This window comes from Pseudomonas sp. PAGU 2196, from assembly GCF_022179005.1.
Lineage (GTDB): Bacteria > Pseudomonadota > Gammaproteobacteria > Pseudomonadales > Pseudomonadaceae > Aquipseudomonas > Aquipseudomonas kermanshahensis.
The window spans coordinates 126,935-143,252 of the sequence record NZ_BNTL01000005.1; the positions used below are offsets into that span (position 1 = coordinate 126,935).

Consider the following 16,318-nt stretch of genomic DNA (forward strand, 5'->3'; position numbering starts at 1 on the left):
CCGAGCGGGAGACGTCCTGTACCTCAACGGAGAGCAGTTCGATTTCTCCAATCTCCCTGAAGGAGCAACTCTTCCACCTGGCGCTGTCAACAGCGAGTGGTTCAAGGGAGAGGTCACCCGGATGAATGGTGAACTCGAGTTCACTCTAATCCTGCCCCACGGATTAAACGCTCCGGAATCGACCCGCTTCCCTCAGGCCATCACCCTCTTTGGCGATGGCACTGTTCAACTCCCCCCCTACAACATCGAGGTAGAAAATGCAGATCGACTGGAGCCAGATGGTGACTCGGGAGATGAAGGAGCAGCAGCAGACACAAGTCTTGGCGGCCAAGGTGACCCAGCAAATCCAGAGCCTCAGACAGGTAGCTGATTCCGCTATTGCGCCTCTCCAGGATGCTGTTGAGCTGGAGGAAGCCACCGAGGCCGAGGCAGCAGCACTCAAGGACTGGAAGCGGTACCGGATTGCATTGAATCGCCTGCTCGAGCAGCCCGGCTATCCCGAATTGATCGACTGGCCGGCACAGCCCGCCTGACCCTTAGCGTTACCTCAAACCCAACCGCCGCCGGCGGTATTTTTTTGCCTGGAGAAAACCCATGCCTTTCATCGTCATCGACACCACCAACGACTACAACCCGCTGAACAAGCGCCAGTTCTCCACCGATGCTGAGGCCGAAGCGGCTGCTACTCAGGAGCTGCGGGCCAATCCACGGGTAGTTCTGTCCACCGCGAAGGTGCTCAAGGTCTTCAAGGCTGAGGTCACGGTCACCGCCCAAGAGCCTGCCGAGGTTGAACCGCAAGTGCCGGCGGAGGAGCCAGCATGATGGCAACCCCTCGCGGCGTCCGGAACAACAACCCCGGCAACATCGATTTCAACCCCCGCAATGCCTGGCAAGGCCAGCTCGGCGTGGAGGTAGGCGTGGCCAGTCCGCGCTTCGCCCGATTTGACCTGGCCGAGAACGGCATCCGGGCGCTGGGCAAGCTGCTGCTGAACTACCGGGGCAAGGACGGCATGCCCGGAGTTGGCCGTCCGGGTATCGATACACCGCTGGAGTTCATCAGCCGCTGGGCCCCATCCAGCGAGAACAACACCCTGGCGTATGCGCAGGCCATTGCCAAGCGCCTGGGCGTAGGCGTCCGCGACTCCATCGACATCTCCAAGCCGCAGGTGCTGCGTGAAGCTGTGGTCGGCATCATCGTCCACGAGAACGGCGGAAACCCTTACAAGGCCGAGGTAATCGACGAAGGCATTCGGCGGGCGCTGGCTTGATGCTGTCGACGGTGGAGGGCAGTCGTATGGCCGCCGTACTGTTTGGTTCGGCGCTGCTGATTGGTGCGGGTGCTGCCGGCGGCACTTGGTTGGCGGCCGACCATTACCGGCCGCTACTCGATCAGGCCAATAAGGAAGCGGCGACCTGTGTTGCTGCGCGGGACAACCTCAGCGGGCTGGCGGCAGAGCAGGGTAAGGCTATTGGCGATCTGGCCCTGGCGGCAAATGAGCGTCAGGCTGGCGCCGAGAAGGCTGTGGGCGAAGCTAGGGCCGGCGCAGATGTCGACTATGCCGCGGCAATCCGCCTGCAGCAGGAACAATCCGGTGGCGACCAATGCGCAGCCGCCACCTCGATCATCGACAAGGAGCTGGGCCTATGAGGCTGGTGCTGAACTCACATACCTGTGGCAGTGGAATGGGCCTTTACCAGGCTGCACTACGCGTAATCTATGGCTTCGCCTGTGGGAGCGGGCTGGTGCTGGCGCTTGCTGGGTGCGCAGGGAAAAGCGAACCTCAGACACAGTACGTCCGTGTTGAGGTCCCGGTGCAAGTGCCGTGTCGCGCGCCGGAGATCCCGGTACCGGCTTGGGCCACCGCCGGCCTGCGCAAGACTGACAGCCTAGAGGTGAAAGTACGGGCACTGCTGGCTGAGCGGAGGCAGCGTATCGGGCTTGAGCGGCAACTAGTGGCTGCTATTTCCGCATGTCAATGAAGCATGTACGCATGCTAAGCAATTTTTAGAGGTTGGTGTATTACGTCCGGGTCTACCAACTGATAAAATGTTTTTGTGTCTTCATGATTATAATTAATCCGAATGTCGTTCTGGGTTAGCTTCTCTTTTTTTGTTCTGGTATTTTTACGCCACTAAGTTTTAGGCGATTAAGCTCGGAGATTAGATATTCCTTCCAGAGTGGCCAGGCATCACTAAATGCCACCTTGCTTGCTAAGGATGACAATTTCTCTTCTTCTGCATCTGCAGATAAGAAATATTCAACAATCAATTTTGCTTCGATGACGGCATGGATTGATCTGTTGTCCTCAGTTTTTAAAGATTTTTTCTTGGGCGCGTCGTCGCTGAGCCAGCGAGAACCAAAATTAACAAAAGCTCGATATATTTTTTTCTGGTCTTCTTCGGCAAGGATAATGTCGAAGCGGTCGATATATTCAGCGGTTTGAATATAAAGGTCGTGTAAGTTTGCTACGTACTTTGGGTCGAAATCATTTATGGTTTTTCCAATAGTAGAGGAAAAATACACATCTCGAAGAATCAAGCTGTCCTGAGCTTTTTTTAAGGAAGCGCTCATGTTAAACCTCTTTGGATAGTTAGGCGATCATAATCTATATCGCTATAAACATTTTCAAAGCTCGGATGTTGGTCATCTGGTGAAATATGATCGGGAATCACTCGATATATTCCGCTAGCCTCAGCAATCAGGCCATCTGTCGCATCGAAGCCTCTTACCACCACGACTTTGGAGCTTTCTAGCTTGGCTTCTTGCCAGTAATTTGCTCGTGGGGCTCGCCTAATCTTCACGGCCGATGAATGCACTATTCCTGCGTCTATAATGTGGACGCTATCAGTTTCGTATTCGTCAAGGTGCGAAGTTATTAGTCCTTTCTGCAAACCCTTCAGTGTCATCAGGGCTTCAGCGGATACCCAGCAAAGTCTTATTAGCTTATCCATTGCTTCCGATTGGCAAACATCGTCAGACTCATATTTGGCAAATGCACTTTTTCCGCCGCCGAATAGCTGTGATGCTTCTACCTGAGTTAAGTTCATTTTTTTTCTGGCAGTACGGACTTCGCTTGAGGAAAGTCGGTTATCACATTTTTTGTGAAAGGCGATTAATGCTCTGCGATTATGTCTCTGCTGGCTCGGGGTCAATTGTTCGCAACCACAAGTATCGCACTGCGATATCAAGTTGCGTACGGCGCCGCGAATTCCATTGTACTCAATGGTGCGATCATACCCCGTCTCTTCGAGACAGCCTTCGCCACAAACTGGGCAAATTTCGGTGTGATGGCTCATTTTTTTCTCCGGTTGTCTCGGGAAGTGTGGCAAGAAACTAAAAGTAGAATTTGTCCGTGCTTCCCAATACAAAATTTAATATAATAGGTAATATCGAATTCTTTGTGAGCTGCCTCAATAAACTCTCTTCTAGTGTAAGCATATGCGTCGGCTGCAGCCCATGATGGTATGCTTGATTTAGACATCCCCACCTCACACCACTCTGAGCCGATGAACCTTCCATGGGACACAGCTCCATGGACTAGGTCCTTCGTATCGCCATCTGTCAGAAGAAGGTCCTGGATGTGGTCCGCACAATTTCGAGTGATTGGCTGAACCTTTGCTCTGGGCAGCAATGCGAGGACGTCGATTGGAGCATACAGAGGCCCGCCATCGATAGATCTCGAGGCGCCAGCGAGAGGAGGTGGCCCCCGATCATAGAGGCTGAGAATTCGATGCTTTACCATAATGGTAAGTCTACAGTGCTCTCACAGCGTTTAGCTAGTCGATCATATGATAGTCAATCTCGTTTGCGTGAGGGTAGAGGTGCTCGATTATGCACGAAGGTGCTATGTGGCCTTGATTTGCTAAGCTTTATGGGATGAGTAAGCTTGCTACAGCCGCAGATCCTCTAGTGCGAACGACATCAAATTATCGGGATACTCAATGGACAAGCGTACCTTCATTGGCATGGTCGAGGCCGGCGAGCCGCTGATCCAACAGGCTATGGATGCCCTGCGTGAGTATCATCAAGCCCAGGAGCGGGGTGCGCCGCCAGAAGAAGTGGAACGCCTACATCAGCTTGCTGAGTCTCTGTTCCAGGTGGTATCCGACTATCAGTTTCGGGTGATAGCTAAGCTGCGCGGAAAGGAATTGCCGAAACTCCATTAGCCGCTTATCGGCCATTTTCCGCACCCGGCGCCCTCTATAAGATACTGTATCTTTATACAGTATTGGTGCCACATGTATTTTCTCCTCGTTCGTCGCCGCGAGAAAGGCTTGGCCATTCCTGCCGATCAGCTGCGCAAGGTCCAGCCGCTGCGCGCGGACATCCACATCGGTGATCACCACAGCGAGCCGCTGGGCCGAGTCGCGACCCAAGCCTGGGTGTTCAACCCAACGCCAGGACCGGACATCATCCCGCGGCTGCACGATGCCAAGGTCAACGGCATGGCCCAGCTCGGCATGAACATCAACGGCATCGAGGAGATCGACGGCGTGATGTACGCCCAGTCGTGGCGGTGCAGGGCGGAATGATGGACGGACTACCCAGAGCCTGGCTGGATGAACTCAACGACCAATGCGCCCTGGCCACTGACCCAGATAGCCGGGGCGCCGTCCTCAGCGAGATGGCCATGGCCGCCCACCGGCGTGGCGAGGTCGACGTCGACCAGCTGTGCGAGATGCTTGAGTTTGCCGAGTCAGCCCGGCTGTATGGCCTGAACGAGATTGAAGATGCATACGCCATGGGCCTGTTCGGCTACTACGAGCCTCTACCGGAATGGGGTATCGAAGTTATCAAGGGGCAGGGCAAGAAACCGCCTGCCTTTGAGTAGCTATATAAAGGAAGGGAAACGGTCGGCAGAACGCCGAAGGCGGGCGCGGCGAGTAAAATGCCTGCGTGATTTTTGCGTGACACTCTCACGCAGCTGTTGGCACCTATGAGCAGTCGATTGCAGCGAGCGCCAAGAAAAGTGCCGTGTTTACTGTGTGTTGCTAGGTCCTGCATGCATGGGGTGCAAGGGGTCGAGTGTTCGAATCACTCCGTCCCGACCAAAAATCCCTAAAAAATCCAGTCACTTCGCGGTGACTGGATTTTTTTATGGGCGGCTCTGCGCAAAATGGGCGCAAAACTATCCGGCGAATTCGCCACTATCCAGCTTCTGGTAGTTCCTGGTCATATCTTCAGTGGTATGCCCCGCGATCTTCTGGCCATCTTTCTCCGCCCGCTTGTTCAGGCCGGTCGCCACCAGCACATCAAGGTTGTTCGAGTGCTCGTAGTCATAGCTTTCTCCATGCATGCGCCGCCCTCGCTGGGGTGGCGTTATCGTCGATAGGCAAGGTTGTCTGAACTGCCAAACGCGCTGGCTGCCCAACGGAAGGCAATCCAGAGGCTGCTACGGGAGCTACAAGGGGTTGTGGCACAGTGGCGTGTTACGGATCGCTGAGGGTTCCAGCGCGGGATGCGGCGCTTTTTGATACTCATGAAGGAGAAACAGAACATGGCGACTTTTTCGAGATTGTCACTCATCTGCATCAGCACAATCTTCGTCAGCTCGTTTAGCCATGCTCAGGCGGGCTCGGCTGCGGCAATCGCTGCCCGTTCTCAAATCATGAGCGCGTTCGAGGCGTCGGTGGCGACCCATGCAGAGCCCAACTTTTCGATCTTGAAAACGCTGGACTTCAAGTCCCAAAGCTATCAGGAGACGGTTCAGCGTCTTGGTGTTCGGTTCACGTACCCACAAGGCTTTGAAATCGATGAGCAACGTGACCTGCTGTACGTTCTGCGGTACTCCAATGGCCGGCCTGCTCGCGCCGTGATTGAGAAGTACCGGTGGAGCTCTGGTGAATTGCTCTCGACCTACATCATTCCCGAGCCTCAGGCCTCGGTGTCCGAGGGCATTGTGGTGACCCAGGAAGAGGGGGGTGATGTAGCCTTCCTGCGATCCGATAGCGCCCTCACGCGCTATCGTCTTGTAGATGATCAATCCGGTTTCGGCACCACGCAAAAGCTTGAGGCGGTTGCAAGCAACGTTGCCCAAAGTTTCTATCACAAAGGTGGCGAGTGGTATGTCGAAAAGTTCAAGACGCCCGAAGACGCGCTTGGGCAGAGCCGCGGCCAGTACTCGGTGCTCGACAGCAGCTTCAAACACGTTCGGGACGTGAATTTTGCGCCGCAGTACTCTGGCTACCGAAACTCCGAGCAGCTCAATCTACCCAAGCACCAAGGCTTCGCGGTAACAGATGACGGCTATGCAATGACCATGGGCGGCTATTGGTCATCGCGCATGAAGGCCACGCCTTACCACTATTTTGGCGTAAACCTGTTTGACCGGCACGGCAAGATCGTCAAGTCGGAATACATTGCCCCTGAGGCCCTGGTTTCACAGCTATTAGCGATGGGGATTCAGGCTGACACCGTCGAGAACGAGGGCATTCAGGCCTTGAGCAACGGCAAATTGGTGACCCTGCAGGTTGTTCGCACGAAAGGCGAACGGAGCGGGAAACTGCTTTTCCTCACCCTGAGCCCTTAAACCCATTTTTGGTCGTGATCTGCGGCAAGGAAATTTCGACTGAAGGCGCCGCCCTCGCCGGGGTGGCGCGATTCTGATTGGGCTAGAGTTGCGTCACGTTTTGCGGGAGGGGTGGATCTTTGCTATAACGCCCGGCCATTTCACAGGAAGGACCCTCATGAAACTAGCCATTGCTCCGCTCTTCGTTGCCGCACTCGCTATTGGCTTGGCCGGCTGCAAAGAAGACACCGCCGACACTGCCGCCTACGAGCCCACTGCAGAACACTGCCAGCCCGATTACCTGAAAACGCTTCCGGACAACAAGGCTCGCGAAGACTTGGTCGAGAAGTGCATGACCGGTGGTTCGTACAAGAAGTCAGAGCCGAAGACCTGGTAACGTCCGATCTTCGTCAGTCAGCGCCGCCTCATCAGGCGGCGTTTTCGTTAGCGTGGATGGCGCTGGCGAGGAGCGCCGCAATTCGTGGTGGTAAGCTTCACCCCTTACCAAACAAGGAGAGTGGTAATGGGATTGCGGGAGAGACATAAGGCGTTTCAGAAGTGGTTCACGCCTAAGCGTAGGAGGCGAGCGGGCGGAGCGTTGCTAGCTATCTGGGCTGTCGGTATCTGCGTATTCCCTGGCAAGCACTGGATCTACGTAATGATGCCGGGAATCATAGGGTTCTTCAGCGCTTGGCCACCAGAGCTGCACGATAAGCGTTGAGGCGCTGGCGGGCCGCGCCGGAGTCAGCGCTGGCGCAACGCGGGCGAGCATGGACGGCCGGGTGCCGGAGTCGACCACCTATGCCAAATGGAACCGGATGCAATCGGCAGTGCGTCAGGACGAGATCCTCGGGCCGGAGCGCGGCAAGCTTCTGCGCCAAGGCAAGCTCAAAGAGTTCTACGACGACAAGGGCAGTTTTATCACTCTTGAGGATCTACGCCGGTTCGGATTAGCGGGGCGCAATAGGGCGGCCAGATGGCCCAGATCCGCAAAGCCCATGAGGCCGCTATGGCCGAGCGTGACAAGCGCGTAGATGAGCTGACCCGGAAGGCCGCGACTAGTGCTAACCAGGCTGCCGAGGCCCTGAATCGAGCGCCCCCGTAGCTGCGCTACAAGTAAATGGACGCCGCTTGGTAGTGCGCAATCTCTTTTTGCAGCAATATGCAGTCCCTTATATAGACATCTCAAGGAGTGAGGCGCGTGAAAGGTTTGTTTCAAGGGATCTGCATAGGATCGTTGATCGTGATGGGTGCTGCTCATGCTGATGTTGGCCGCGAGGAAGAGCTGGATGATGCGGTCCGTCAGTTCGCAGCAAAGGTGGAGGCGGTGTGGCAGCAGTGCCTAAGTAGACCAGACGTGCACACTACGAATGATAGCGACATGTGTCTCTCCGCGATGGTGCGCACAAGTAACGAGAAAGTGGAGGTTAAGTACCAGGCAAAACTGGTTAAGGCTCAGCAAATGACTGAGAGTCCTGACATATTTTCGTCCTATGAGAAAGTCCCTGTCATGCTTAAGGCTTCTCAGGCCCGGTGGAAGGAATATGTCAAATCTGATTGTGATGGGATTTACGAAGAGAGCGTAGCTGGAACCGCTCGGTCTACCAATGCACTCTTGTGTGAGTACAAACACGCGCTCCAGCGACTGCGTGCACTCGACGGTTGGTACTAACATTAGTTGGGATACAACGTGCTTCTCCGGCACGATGCAGCCGGCGAATTTTCACCTCAAGGAGTGAGGCCAGTGAGGAGTTTGATTATTGCGATCTGTGTGGGGTCGTTGCTGGTGATAGATGTGGCCCATGCTGATGTTGGCCGGGAGGAAGCACTGGATGCGGCGGTGCGCCAGTTCGCGGCGAAGCTGGAGTCCGATTGGCAGCGGTGTTTGAACGGTTCGGATACGGTCAAAAAATGGGGCTCGGGACGTTGCGCGTATTTGATGCTGCAAACGGCTAAAGATGCGGTGACACAGAAATACCGGGAGAAGCTTGCTACTGCTCAGGATTACGCAAACAAGGACTGGCTCCCGAAAGATGTCCCGGCCATGTTGCCGAAGGCGCAAGATGCGTGGGAGCAGTATGTCAGGGAGGATTGTGGTGTAGTTGCCGCGCAAACAACAGGGACCGCTAGCACTACCGACCAACTAGTATGTGAGTACAAGCATCAAATTCAGCGACTTCACGCCTTGGACGAGTGGTGAGCCCTGCCAGCTTCTGCGCCTTAGTTTAGATTTGGTCGAGCGCTTTTTCTCAACGCTGGGCGAGAAATGGATCAAGCGGCAAGTACATGTTAGCGTCAAAGATCTAGAAGAGCAGTTGTGTGTAGGGGCGATGCAGTCAAACGGAAGGGTGGCAGCTGTGTGTGGGTTGACAGACCGAGGGTACTGAGAGTCCCGGCGCACACAAAGGTGCCCCACGCACAGCTGCCATAACTGGCATTGCACATGCACTCAGTGACCCACGGTCTGTCAAAACCGTATCGCCGATTGGCAGCGACAGGCCGAGACTATGACTCACGTTTTGCGTGCGCAACGAAAAACAGGCGTCGCGAGTATCTTTGGGAAATGCCCTACAAGGAAGGGGCTAAATCTGATTTTCAGCGGTTAGGCGTAACTACATGTATCGCGCTCACCGCACAGGGAAACGTAACGCCTTGTGAGTGCACGGATATTCAGAATTAGTTTAAAATTCGCGCCTCTACCATCTCAAAGGACTGAATTTGTGGTAAGTCAAAATGCCATCACCTGCCCACACTGTCAGGGTCAAAACGTACAGCTTCTTTCTGTCATTCATGCCGCCGGAACCTCTCATTTCCAAGCCACTCATGAGGCGCACTCAGGATTCGGGCCGCGTGTAACGGTTGAAACAACCGGGCGCCAGCAGACTAATCTGAGCGCTAGCGTCGCACCTCCAGGCGCTAAACGTCTGCGGGGCCCGATAGTGCTTACAGTGGTGGGGGGCATCATCCTTTACGATGGGCTTAAATTGTCCTGGGAAGTGGACTGGACCAGGTTCTTCATTGGTGTGACGTTCATCACCATCGGTGTGATCGGATTTGTGCGGCACTGGCGGCACAACGTTGTGCAATATGATCAGTACGAAGAGTGGCGTCGTACCTGGCTGTGCCATGCCTGCAACACGAGATTCCAGCCTTCCTAACGTACACCTCAATAGTCGTTAGAGCCCGCCTAGTGCGTAGTGCTGTTCAGTTAAGTTATTCATCGCCTGTAGTGGGGCCGCTTTGCGGCCCATCGCGGCACAAGGCCGCTCCCACCCGAACTGTGTAGCCTCAAAGGCTAGCGCCGCACCTGTGGGAGCTGGCTTGCCAGCGATGAGGCCGGCACAAGCACCACAAGACAGTTGCTCCCACAACGATCGCTTCATTCTCCCCGCGCCCCTTCAGGGTGCAAAGTGGCCTGAAATAACAGCCTTTATGCACCATCAGTAAGCGTCCAGTGCTAGCTACTACCCCTCAATACGCTTGGATTACAGTTGGCGTGGAAGTTGCTGGCATTTTGATATCTGTGTCGCTTATGGTGAACTTAATGTCGCTTTCAAGTAGTTCCATGCAGTTGTCATCGAGCGAGCGGGGCTGGCTGCCCTGGTTCGGCAAAGCCGGCAAGTTCAGCATGGGGTGGGCGTGCCGGCTCAATCGTTCGAACTATGGAGAAATCGAGCAGACGTTCGAAGCCATTGCCCAAACGCGGGTGCAGTTGCTGCACAACTGGGCGCGCGAACAATGGGATCACCTGGCAGAGTTGGCGGAATACCTGGCAGCAGACTTCGCTCATGTGCAGCCTTCGGCATTACTCGACAAGCTGGCACAGGCCGAAGATTTTTCCGAACTGAGTGTGATCGACTGCACGGGCAACGTCAGGGTATCCACTTGGCCAAAGCGTGGCAGCACCCGGATCGAGCAGCACGCGGCGTTGGCCCATGGTTTGAAAGCGCCGTTTCTTCACGGGCCCTACTGCGACCCGATGACCTTGCAGATCGGCCCATCCTCGTCGCGTTTTCACGATGAGGTGACGCTGATGTTCTACCAACCGATCAGGCACGCGGGCAAAGTCCTGGGCTGCCTGTGTGGCCGGGTCCCCAATGATGTGCTGGGCGACCTGATCCAACGCGAGGCCGGGCATATCTATGCCGAGTCGGGCGACAATTACCTGTTCATGGTGCAGTCACGCTTCGACCCGACCGTGCAGCCAGGCACCGCCTTGTCCCGTTCGCGCTTCGAAGACGGGACGTTTACCCATGGTGAAAACCTCAAGAGCGGCGTGCGCACGCCCTGGAGCACTGTGCAGGTGCAGCGCCATACCGAGTTGGAGTTGCGCTTCACCGACCCCGCGACGCGTGAACTACACCCCGGCGTGCGCGAAACCATCCGGCGTGGCGCCAACCTGTTCGTGACTTACCCGGGTTATTCGGACTATCGCCATGTGCCAGTGGTCGGCAAGGGGGTGACCTTCCAGTTACCAGGGTCGCTCGACCGTTGGGGCATGATGTGCGAGGCAGACTTGGAGGAGGTCTACCGCCGCCGTTCGCTGAGCTACCGGTTGATGAAACCCTACGTGGCGAGCATGGTTGGGCTGTTCGGCTGTAATTACTTGGTGCAGCATTACGCCGGATTGCCACAGGGGGTGAACGACGCCATCCAGGCCCTCAGCATGGTCGGCGCTACGCTGCTGTTCGGCGTGCTCGGGCCCAGGCGCCTGGCGGCCAGGTTGAACGGCATGAGCGGTGTGCTGCGTACCATCGCCGAGGGTGAGGGCAACCTGCGCCAGCGCCTGGACACTGGCGCCCTGGCCAATGACGAGAGTGGCGACATGGCGCGCTGGATCAACAGTTTCATCGACCGCTTGGATGCCGTGGTGGGGCAGGTGGTCAAGGCCAGCCGCACGGTTGGCAGCACCAACCAGATGATGCTCGGGCGCAGCCAGGAAGCGAGCGTGAGTTCTGTCGAGGTGGCTGATGCGGTGCACCAGATGATGATCATCATGGAGGAGCAGCTCGGTGAGCTGCAGCAGGCGTCGGTCAGCGCCGAACAGATGAAGCAGGCCATGGACGAGGTGGTCAGCCGCGCCCGCGAGCAGTACCTGGCTGTGCAGGCGGGCACCCAATCGATTCGCGATGTGGTGGCCCGCTCGGCCTCCAGTGTGCAGCTGCTCGACAGCCGCATGGCGCAGATTGGCAATATCACCGGGCTGATCAGCGACATCACCAACCAGACCAACCTACTGGCGTTGAATGCCGCCATTGAGGCGGCACGGGCGGGCGAGCATGGCCGTGGGTTCGCGGTGGTGGCCGATGAAGTGCGCAGCCTCGCGGCCCGCACCGCACGGGCGGCCGACGATATCCGGCACATGGTCGAAGGCCTGCAGAACGAAACGCAGCAAGCGGTGAGCTTTATGGAGGAGGGCGTGCAGAATGTCGATGATAGTTTGCGCCTGGCAGAGGATGCGTCGTCGGAGAACGTGCAACTTCACCAGGCGGTGGAGGGCATGTTCGCCATCATCCAGCAGCTCAACCGCCGCAGCATCGAGTACGGCAAGACCATCGAGCAGGTTAACCACTCCTCCAGCGAGATGCGCCAGACCGCAGTGGTGCTGCAAAACAGCGCGCAGAAGGTAAAGGTGGATGCCGGCAAGCTGCAGAAGCTGGTGGGGCAGTTCGAGGTCAGCGGTGATGGCGAACGGGTCGCTGCCGCTTGAGCGCCGACGGCGCCTCACACAAGTCACCCAGAATTCGCGTAAAAGTGCGAATTCTGGGTTGTCCGCTGCCAATTAGAAGTAGGTAGTTACCCCGGCAAAGTACGCCCGACCGGGTACGTAAAAGCTGGTCGAGTCATCTCGTGGGTCTTCATCCAGCAGGTTCTGCACGCCGACGTTCAGGGTCAGCCAGCGGGTGGCTGACCAGTTGGCGGTCAGATCGTACGTTGTGTACGACTTGACGAAGTCGGTGCCCAGGCCGCGTTGCTTGCCCACGTGCTGAGCTGACAATTCTGTGCCGATCCGTTCAGTGATCTGCCAGTCGATGGCGCTGAACAACGACAGCTTCGGCGAGCTGATCAGGTCTTCACCGGTCGACAGGTTGCGGCTTTCGAGCATGTAGGTGGCGTTGGTGCGCCAGCTGGCATTTTCCCACAACGGCACTTTGGTGCTGCCTTCCCAGCCGCGGGTGCGGGCTTCCTCAGCATTTTCAAGCATGGTCCACCAGCGGCCCCGGAAATACCCCAGCGGCGCGTACTCGATTTTGTCCTCGAAGTCGGTGTGGAAGTAAGTGAGGCTGGCCTCCCAACCGTCGCGGTCGAAGGAGACGCCAATCTCCTTGTTGGTGCTGATTTCTGGGCGCAGGTTCGGGTTGCCGGCCATCCAGCAACTGCCGGTCACGTAACCCAGCGGGCGTAGCGATGTACAACCGCGACCGCCCGAGTTGGTCGCCGCGCCAGCACTGCCTTCTTTCAGGCTGGGGGCACGGAAGCCTCGTGACACGCCACCGCGCACTGTCCAGTCAGGGTGAGGGTGATAGACCAGGTAAGCACGTGGGCTGTTATGGTTGCCGTATTCGTCGCTGTGGTCGAAGCGGTTCCCCAACGTCAGCGATAGGTTATCGAGCAGAAACAGCTCGTCCTCGACGAACAGCGCAGAGTAGTCGCCCTCAAGGTCCGCGCCGCCCACCGCTGCCCCTTGGTAATCAACGGGTACAGTGCCCAGCGTGTCGGTGTTGGTCAGTTGCTCACGCTTCCACTGGCCGCCAACGGTGAGGCGCTGGTTTACCCACAGGTCAAACGGGATGTTAAGGCTACCCTCGACGATTTTTTCTTCCGAGTTAGCCTTGCCCTCGCTGAGGTCGTTGTTGAACTTGTTCAGGTAAGCGTCGATACGCGAGGTGCCAAAGCCCCAGTCGCCGTGGTGGGAGACCACGAAGCTATCACGGGTGAGGCGTCCGGCACCGAAGGCTTCACCTACCGTGTCACCCCAGTCGCCGTAGGTTTTCTTCGACGACCACGAACGCTCCACGCCTTGAATCGCTTCGAAGGACAACTCATGGTTGTCGTTGATCTGCCAGTTAAGCAACGCATTGACGCTGTGGTCTTTGGCGCCGCCAGCGCCGTCGTTGTAAACGAAGTCACCCAGTGCGTCGAGGCGTGGTTCGGCTTCGTCGGCAGCGCGCCGAGTCAGGTTGGCGCCCAGGCGCAGCCCCAGGGAGTCGGTGACACGGCCAGAAAGGTTAACGCTGGTCTGGTTGGTCTGACCACGGTCGGAGTCTTCCGGGATCGTGGTGTTGACGTTGAGCGAGCCGCTCCACTCACGGGACACTTTGCGGGTGATGATATTGATCACGCCGCCCATGGCGTCTGACCCATACAACGACGACATCGGCCCGCGCACGATCTCGATTCGCTCAATCATGTTCGGCGAGATCCAGTTGATGTCCTGGCGGCCCAGATCACGGCGGTAATTCGTGTCGGCTGAACTGCCGACGCGTTTACCGTCCACCAGGATCAAGGTGTATTTGTCGTCGAGGCCGCGCAACTTGATCTTCGACTGTTCGCCCACCGGGCCGTAGCCCCCGGTGACGCCGGGTATGCGCCGTAGCAGGGTGTTCAGGTCGTAGACCGGCTGTCGCTCGATCTCTTCCCGGGTAATGACGCTGACACTGGCCGGTGCGTCGCGCGCATCAGTGCCGCCGCCCGTGGCGGTGACGAACGAAGCTTCCAGTTCTGTGGCGGGGAGCGGTTCAAGCTCATGGGCTTCCTCGGCCTGGACGGCAGTCGCGGTGAGCAGTGCGACGGTGAGCAGGGCACGGGAAAAAGGTGGGCATGGCATCGTGAAACAGTCCTTGTCGAGCGGTTGGATTCCAGGGGCAGAATGCAATCGGGGCAGGACACTAACGCAAATGAGAATTGTTTAAAACAAAATGTTAAAAATAATTTACTGAAAATTTACAAAAAATTGACCCAGCGAAGGGGCATTCCAGGCGTGCAGCCACGGCTACCTGACGGCAGGCCGTTACCGGCCCACACACCAAGAATCTGACAGTCCCGAAAGAGCGTTCAGGTCGCGATCAATCCACCCAGCGCCACAGCGGCTCATCTAACAGCCCAACACCGCGCAGCTGCGTTTGCCCCTGGATCTTCTCCAGCTCCAGCACATTGCAGCCGTCACAGGCCGACAGCGCCTCGATCAACGGGGCGCTGTGGGATACGACCCAAACTTGGCTACGACGCGAAGCGCGAATGATCAACCGCGCTAGCGCAGGAAGCAGGTCAGCATGCAAGCTGGTTTCCGGCTCGTTCAGCACCATCAACGACGGCGGTCGTGGCGTCAGCAGTGCTGCCATCAACAGCAGATAACGCAGGGTCCCATCCGACAATTCAGCACCCCCCAGCGGGCGCAAAAGCCCGTGCTGATGAAGTTGTACGCTGAACAGCCCACCAGGCGGTGCATCAATCGCCAGGCGACTCCCGGGAAACGCGTCATCCAGTGCCGCTACGAGGTCCTCAACCTCACCAATCTCGATGATGGTCTGCAATGCCGAGGCAAGGTTGCGCCCATCGTGATGCAGAACCGGCGAGCGAGTCCCGAGCTGTGGTTGACGGCAAGGCGCGTCACGGTCGATACGGAAGTGATCGTAGAACCGCCAGCTGTTGATGAACGCCCGCAGCTCCCCGATCTCGGGTGCCTGACGTGGCCGGCCAACGATGTTGAAAAAGCTCTCACAGCTGTCGGCATGTTGATCGAGTACCGTCCAACTGTTTCCCTCCCGGGCACGAACCATCGCGTTTTTACGTTCAACCAGCAAGGACGATGGCCGGTACGCGCCGGCGGCCCAGATGGCTTCGGTTTTGATCTCGGGGTCGAGCATGAATGCGCTGGGATAGGGCAGGGGAATCGGCAGGCCGAGTGAGATGGCAAAGCCGAAATCCTCGGTGGCGAAGCCGAGCCGCAGGCGTTTGGCGTCGCTCGGGTGCTGGCCTTGGATGGGCACTTCACCGCGCTTCATGCGTGCGCTCATCTCAGGCCCCGCCCACCAGGTCGAATCCAGTCCGCCTTCACGCGCGAGCGCTTCGATCACGCCGCCCTGGGCGGTTTCGGCGAGCAGGCGCAGGGCTTTGTACAGGTTGGATTTGCCGCTGCCGTTGGCACCGGTCACCAAGTTGAGTTGGCCTAATGGCAACACAAGGTGGTTGATCGAGCGGTAGTTGCCGATGGCGAGGGTGGTGAGCATGCGGGGCGTCCCAGCTTGAACTGAGTGGCCGATTGTGGCGGAACTGGAGCGGCCTTACTACCGCGGGCCTTTGCTTGGATCGCTGGGGCCGCTATGCGGCCCTTTCGCGGCACAAGGCCGCTCCTACAGGGGGCGGCGTTGGGCCTGCTATTCTGCCGTAATGCCGCCCCTGAAGCAGCGCCGACTCAGATCCACACGTCGTTCAGGGCTGTGCGATCACCCCCTTCATGGCCGGTATTCAGCACGCCGCGTGGCTCGATCATCATCAGTTTCGCCTCACCCTGGGCCGCTGTCCTGTGCTCCACCCCACGTGGCACTACATACAGTTCGCCCGGGTTCACATAGACGCAGCCCTCGGGCAGGTCGATGCGCAACGTGCCTTCAAGCACAAGAAACGCTTCGTCGGTCTCAGGGTGCGAGTGCCAGATGAATTCACCCTCGATTCGCACGACCTTGAACTGATAGTCGTTCATTTCGGCGACCACCCTCGGGCTCCACTGTCGGTCGATCAGCGAAGCCTTTTGGGCCAGGTTTACAGGTTGCAAGTTGGCGTTGGTCATGACGGATCCTCTGTAATTG

Annotated in this window: 18 protein-coding genes; 12 read left to right on the plus strand and 6 right to left on the minus strand. The window is 57.4% G+C overall.

The features are described 5' to 3' along the window. Positions 1–257 precede the first annotated feature (257 nt). From MFF34_RS05965 to MFF34_RS05980, 4 genes are all read left to right on the plus strand, one after another. Positions 258–533: a tail fiber assembly protein gene (locus tag MFF34_RS05965; protein ID WP_238211123.1), complete on the plus strand. Its 276-nt coding sequence runs from the start codon at positions 258–260 to the stop codon at positions 531–533. A gap of 61 nt (positions 534–594) precedes the next feature. Continuing rightward, the gene (locus MFF34_RS05970; RefSeq protein WP_238211124.1) at positions 595–822 is read left to right on the plus strand and encodes a hypothetical protein; all 228 of its coding nucleotides are present in this window, start codon (positions 595–597) and stop codon (positions 820–822) included. Further along, positions 822–1,268 carry a structural protein P5 gene (locus tag MFF34_RS05975; protein ID WP_238211292.1) on the plus strand — a complete coding sequence of 149 codons (447 nt, stop codon included), beginning with the start codon at positions 822–824 and terminating at the stop codon, positions 1,266–1,268. The genes MFF34_RS05970 and MFF34_RS05975 overlap by 1 nt, the downstream gene beginning before the upstream one ends. A gap of 26 nt (positions 1,269–1,294) precedes the next feature. After that, the gene (locus MFF34_RS05980) at positions 1,295–1,648 is read left to right on the plus strand and encodes a hypothetical protein (RefSeq protein WP_238211125.1); all 354 of its coding nucleotides are present in this window, start codon (positions 1,295–1,297) and stop codon (positions 1,646–1,648) included. A gap of 447 nt (positions 1,649–2,095) precedes the next feature. Here MFF34_RS05980 and MFF34_RS05985 read toward each other — a convergent pair whose 3' ends face one another. Both MFF34_RS05985 and MFF34_RS05990 read right to left on the minus strand, forming a co-directional pair. Then, on the minus strand, positions 2,096–2,572 hold the full coding sequence (locus MFF34_RS05985) for a hypothetical protein (protein ID WP_238211127.1): 477 nt from the start codon (positions 2,570–2,572) through the stop codon (positions 2,096–2,098). After that, positions 2,569–3,297: a type II toxin-antitoxin system MqsA family antitoxin gene (locus MFF34_RS05990; RefSeq protein ID WP_238211129.1), complete on the minus strand. Its 729-nt coding sequence runs from the start codon at positions 3,295–3,297 to the stop codon at positions 2,569–2,571. Before MFF34_RS05990 ends, MFF34_RS05985 begins: the two co-directional genes overlap by 4 nt. A gap of 645 nt (positions 3,298–3,942) precedes the next feature. Between MFF34_RS05990 and MFF34_RS05995 the strand changes: the two genes are divergently transcribed. The 3 genes from MFF34_RS05995 to MFF34_RS06005 all read left to right on the plus strand — a co-directional run bounded on the left by MFF34_RS05995 (position 3,943) and on the right by MFF34_RS06005 (position 4,832). Continuing rightward, a complete protein-coding gene (locus MFF34_RS05995; RefSeq protein ID WP_238211131.1) occupies positions 3,943–4,167 on the plus strand; it encodes a hypothetical protein in 225 nt (74 codons plus the stop codon). A 72-nt stretch (positions 4,168–4,239) separates the two neighbouring features. Continuing rightward, entirely contained in the window at positions 4,240–4,533 is a 294-nt protein-coding gene (locus tag MFF34_RS06000) for a hypothetical protein (RefSeq protein WP_238211133.1), read from the plus strand. Continuing rightward, complete coding sequence (locus MFF34_RS06005) at positions 4,530–4,832, plus strand: hypothetical protein (RefSeq protein ID WP_238211135.1); 303 nt, start codon at positions 4,530–4,532, stop codon at positions 4,830–4,832. Before MFF34_RS06000 ends, MFF34_RS06005 begins: the two co-directional genes overlap by 4 nt. A gap of 297 nt (positions 4,833–5,129) precedes the next feature. On the opposite strand, the gene MFF34_RS06010 is transcribed toward MFF34_RS06005, so the two are convergent. Next, positions 5,130–5,297 (minus strand): hypothetical protein, encoded by a 168-nt coding sequence (locus tag MFF34_RS06010; protein ID WP_238211137.1) that lies wholly within the window; start codon positions 5,295–5,297, stop codon positions 5,130–5,132. Between the two features lie 201 nt (positions 5,298–5,498). Here MFF34_RS06010 and MFF34_RS06015 point away from each other — a divergent pair, with 201 nt between their 5' ends. From MFF34_RS06015 to MFF34_RS28225, 5 genes are all read left to right on the plus strand, one after another. Next, a complete protein-coding gene (locus MFF34_RS06015; protein ID WP_238211139.1) occupies positions 5,499–6,530 on the plus strand; it encodes a hypothetical protein in 1,032 nt (343 codons plus the stop codon). A 157-nt stretch (positions 6,531–6,687) separates the two neighbouring features. Next, on the plus strand, positions 6,688–6,906 hold the full coding sequence (gene trbK, locus MFF34_RS06020) for an entry exclusion lipoprotein TrbK (RefSeq protein ID WP_099428889.1): 219 nt from the start codon (positions 6,688–6,690) through the stop codon (positions 6,904–6,906). Between the two features lie 804 nt (positions 6,907–7,710). Beyond that, complete coding sequence (locus MFF34_RS06025) at positions 7,711–8,181, plus strand: lysozyme inhibitor LprI family protein (protein ID WP_238211141.1); 471 nt, start codon at positions 7,711–7,713, stop codon at positions 8,179–8,181. A gap of 72 nt (positions 8,182–8,253) precedes the next feature. Then, positions 8,254–8,709 (plus strand): lysozyme inhibitor LprI family protein, encoded by a 456-nt coding sequence (locus MFF34_RS06030; protein ID WP_238211142.1) that lies wholly within the window; start codon positions 8,254–8,256, stop codon positions 8,707–8,709. Between the two features lie 2,859 nt (positions 8,710–11,568). Beyond that, positions 11,569–12,219 (plus strand): methyl-accepting chemotaxis protein, encoded by a 651-nt coding sequence (locus MFF34_RS28225; protein WP_371925411.1) that lies wholly within the window; start codon positions 11,569–11,571, stop codon positions 12,217–12,219. A gap of 72 nt (positions 12,220–12,291) precedes the next feature. Here the strand turns inward: MFF34_RS28225 and MFF34_RS06040 are convergent, their stop codons facing one another. The 3 genes from MFF34_RS06040 to MFF34_RS06050 all read right to left on the minus strand — a co-directional run bounded on the left by MFF34_RS06040 (position 12,292) and on the right by MFF34_RS06050 (position 16,299). Then, the gene (locus MFF34_RS06040) at positions 12,292–14,337 is read right to left on the minus strand and encodes a TonB-dependent receptor domain-containing protein (protein ID WP_238211151.1); all 2,046 of its coding nucleotides are present in this window, start codon (positions 14,335–14,337) and stop codon (positions 12,292–12,294) included. A 238-nt stretch (positions 14,338–14,575) separates the two neighbouring features. Next, the gene (locus MFF34_RS06045; protein WP_186679892.1) at positions 14,576–15,739 is read right to left on the minus strand and encodes an AAA family ATPase; all 1,164 of its coding nucleotides are present in this window, start codon (positions 15,737–15,739) and stop codon (positions 14,576–14,578) included. Between the two features lie 185 nt (positions 15,740–15,924). After that, a complete protein-coding gene (locus MFF34_RS06050; protein ID WP_238211153.1) occupies positions 15,925–16,299 on the minus strand; it encodes a cupin domain-containing protein in 375 nt (124 codons plus the stop codon). Positions 16,300–16,318 lie beyond the last annotated feature (19 nt).

What these genes read in the sequence shown, in the direction of transcription:
- MFF34_RS05965 (WP_238211123.1), top strand. Translation starts at nt 258, where the DNA reads ATGCAGATCGACTGGAGCCAGATGGTGACTCGGGAGATGAAGGAGCAG.
- MFF34_RS05970 (WP_238211124.1), top strand. Translation starts at nt 595, where the DNA reads ATGCCTTTCATCGTCATCGACACCACCAACGACTACAACCCGCTGAAC.
- MFF34_RS05975 (WP_238211292.1), top strand. Translation starts at nt 822, where the DNA reads ATGGCAACCCCTCGCGGCGTCCGGAACAACAACCCCGGCAACATCGAT.
- MFF34_RS05980 (WP_238211125.1), top strand. Translation starts at nt 1,295, where the DNA reads ATGGCCGCCGTACTGTTTGGTTCGGCGCTGCTGATTGGTGCGGGTGCT.
- MFF34_RS05985 (WP_238211127.1), bottom strand. Translation starts at nt 2,572, where the DNA reads ATGAGCGCTTCCTTAAAAAAAGCTCAGGACAGCTTGATTCTTCGAGAT.
- MFF34_RS05990 (WP_238211129.1), bottom strand. Translation starts at nt 3,297, where the DNA reads ATGAGCCATCACACCGAAATTTGCCCAGTTTGTGGCGAAGGCTGTCTC.
- MFF34_RS05995 (WP_238211131.1), top strand. Translation starts at nt 3,943, where the DNA reads ATGGACAAGCGTACCTTCATTGGCATGGTCGAGGCCGGCGAGCCGCTG.
- MFF34_RS06000 (WP_238211133.1), top strand. Translation starts at nt 4,240, where the DNA reads ATGTATTTTCTCCTCGTTCGTCGCCGCGAGAAAGGCTTGGCCATTCCT.
- MFF34_RS06005 (WP_238211135.1), top strand. Translation starts at nt 4,530, where the DNA reads ATGATGGACGGACTACCCAGAGCCTGGCTGGATGAACTCAACGACCAA.
- MFF34_RS06010 (WP_238211137.1), bottom strand. Translation starts at nt 5,297, where the DNA reads ATGCATGGAGAAAGCTATGACTACGAGCACTCGAACAACCTTGATGTG.
- MFF34_RS06015 (WP_238211139.1), top strand. Translation starts at nt 5,499, where the DNA reads ATGGCGACTTTTTCGAGATTGTCACTCATCTGCATCAGCACAATCTTC.
- trbK (WP_099428889.1), top strand. Translation starts at nt 6,688, where the DNA reads ATGAAACTAGCCATTGCTCCGCTCTTCGTTGCCGCACTCGCTATTGGC.
- MFF34_RS28225 (WP_371925411.1), top strand. Translation starts at nt 11,569, where the DNA reads ATGGACGAGGTGGTCAGCCGCGCCCGCGAGCAGTACCTGGCTGTGCAG.
- MFF34_RS06040 (WP_238211151.1), bottom strand. Translation starts at nt 14,337, where the DNA reads ATGCCATGCCCACCTTTTTCCCGTGCCCTGCTCACCGTCGCACTGCTC.
- MFF34_RS06045 (WP_186679892.1), bottom strand. Translation starts at nt 15,739, where the DNA reads ATGCTCACCACCCTCGCCATCGGCAACTACCGCTCGATCAACCACCTT.
- MFF34_RS06050 (WP_238211153.1), bottom strand. Translation starts at nt 16,299, where the DNA reads ATGACCAACGCCAACTTGCAACCTGTAAACCTGGCCCAAAAGGCTTCG.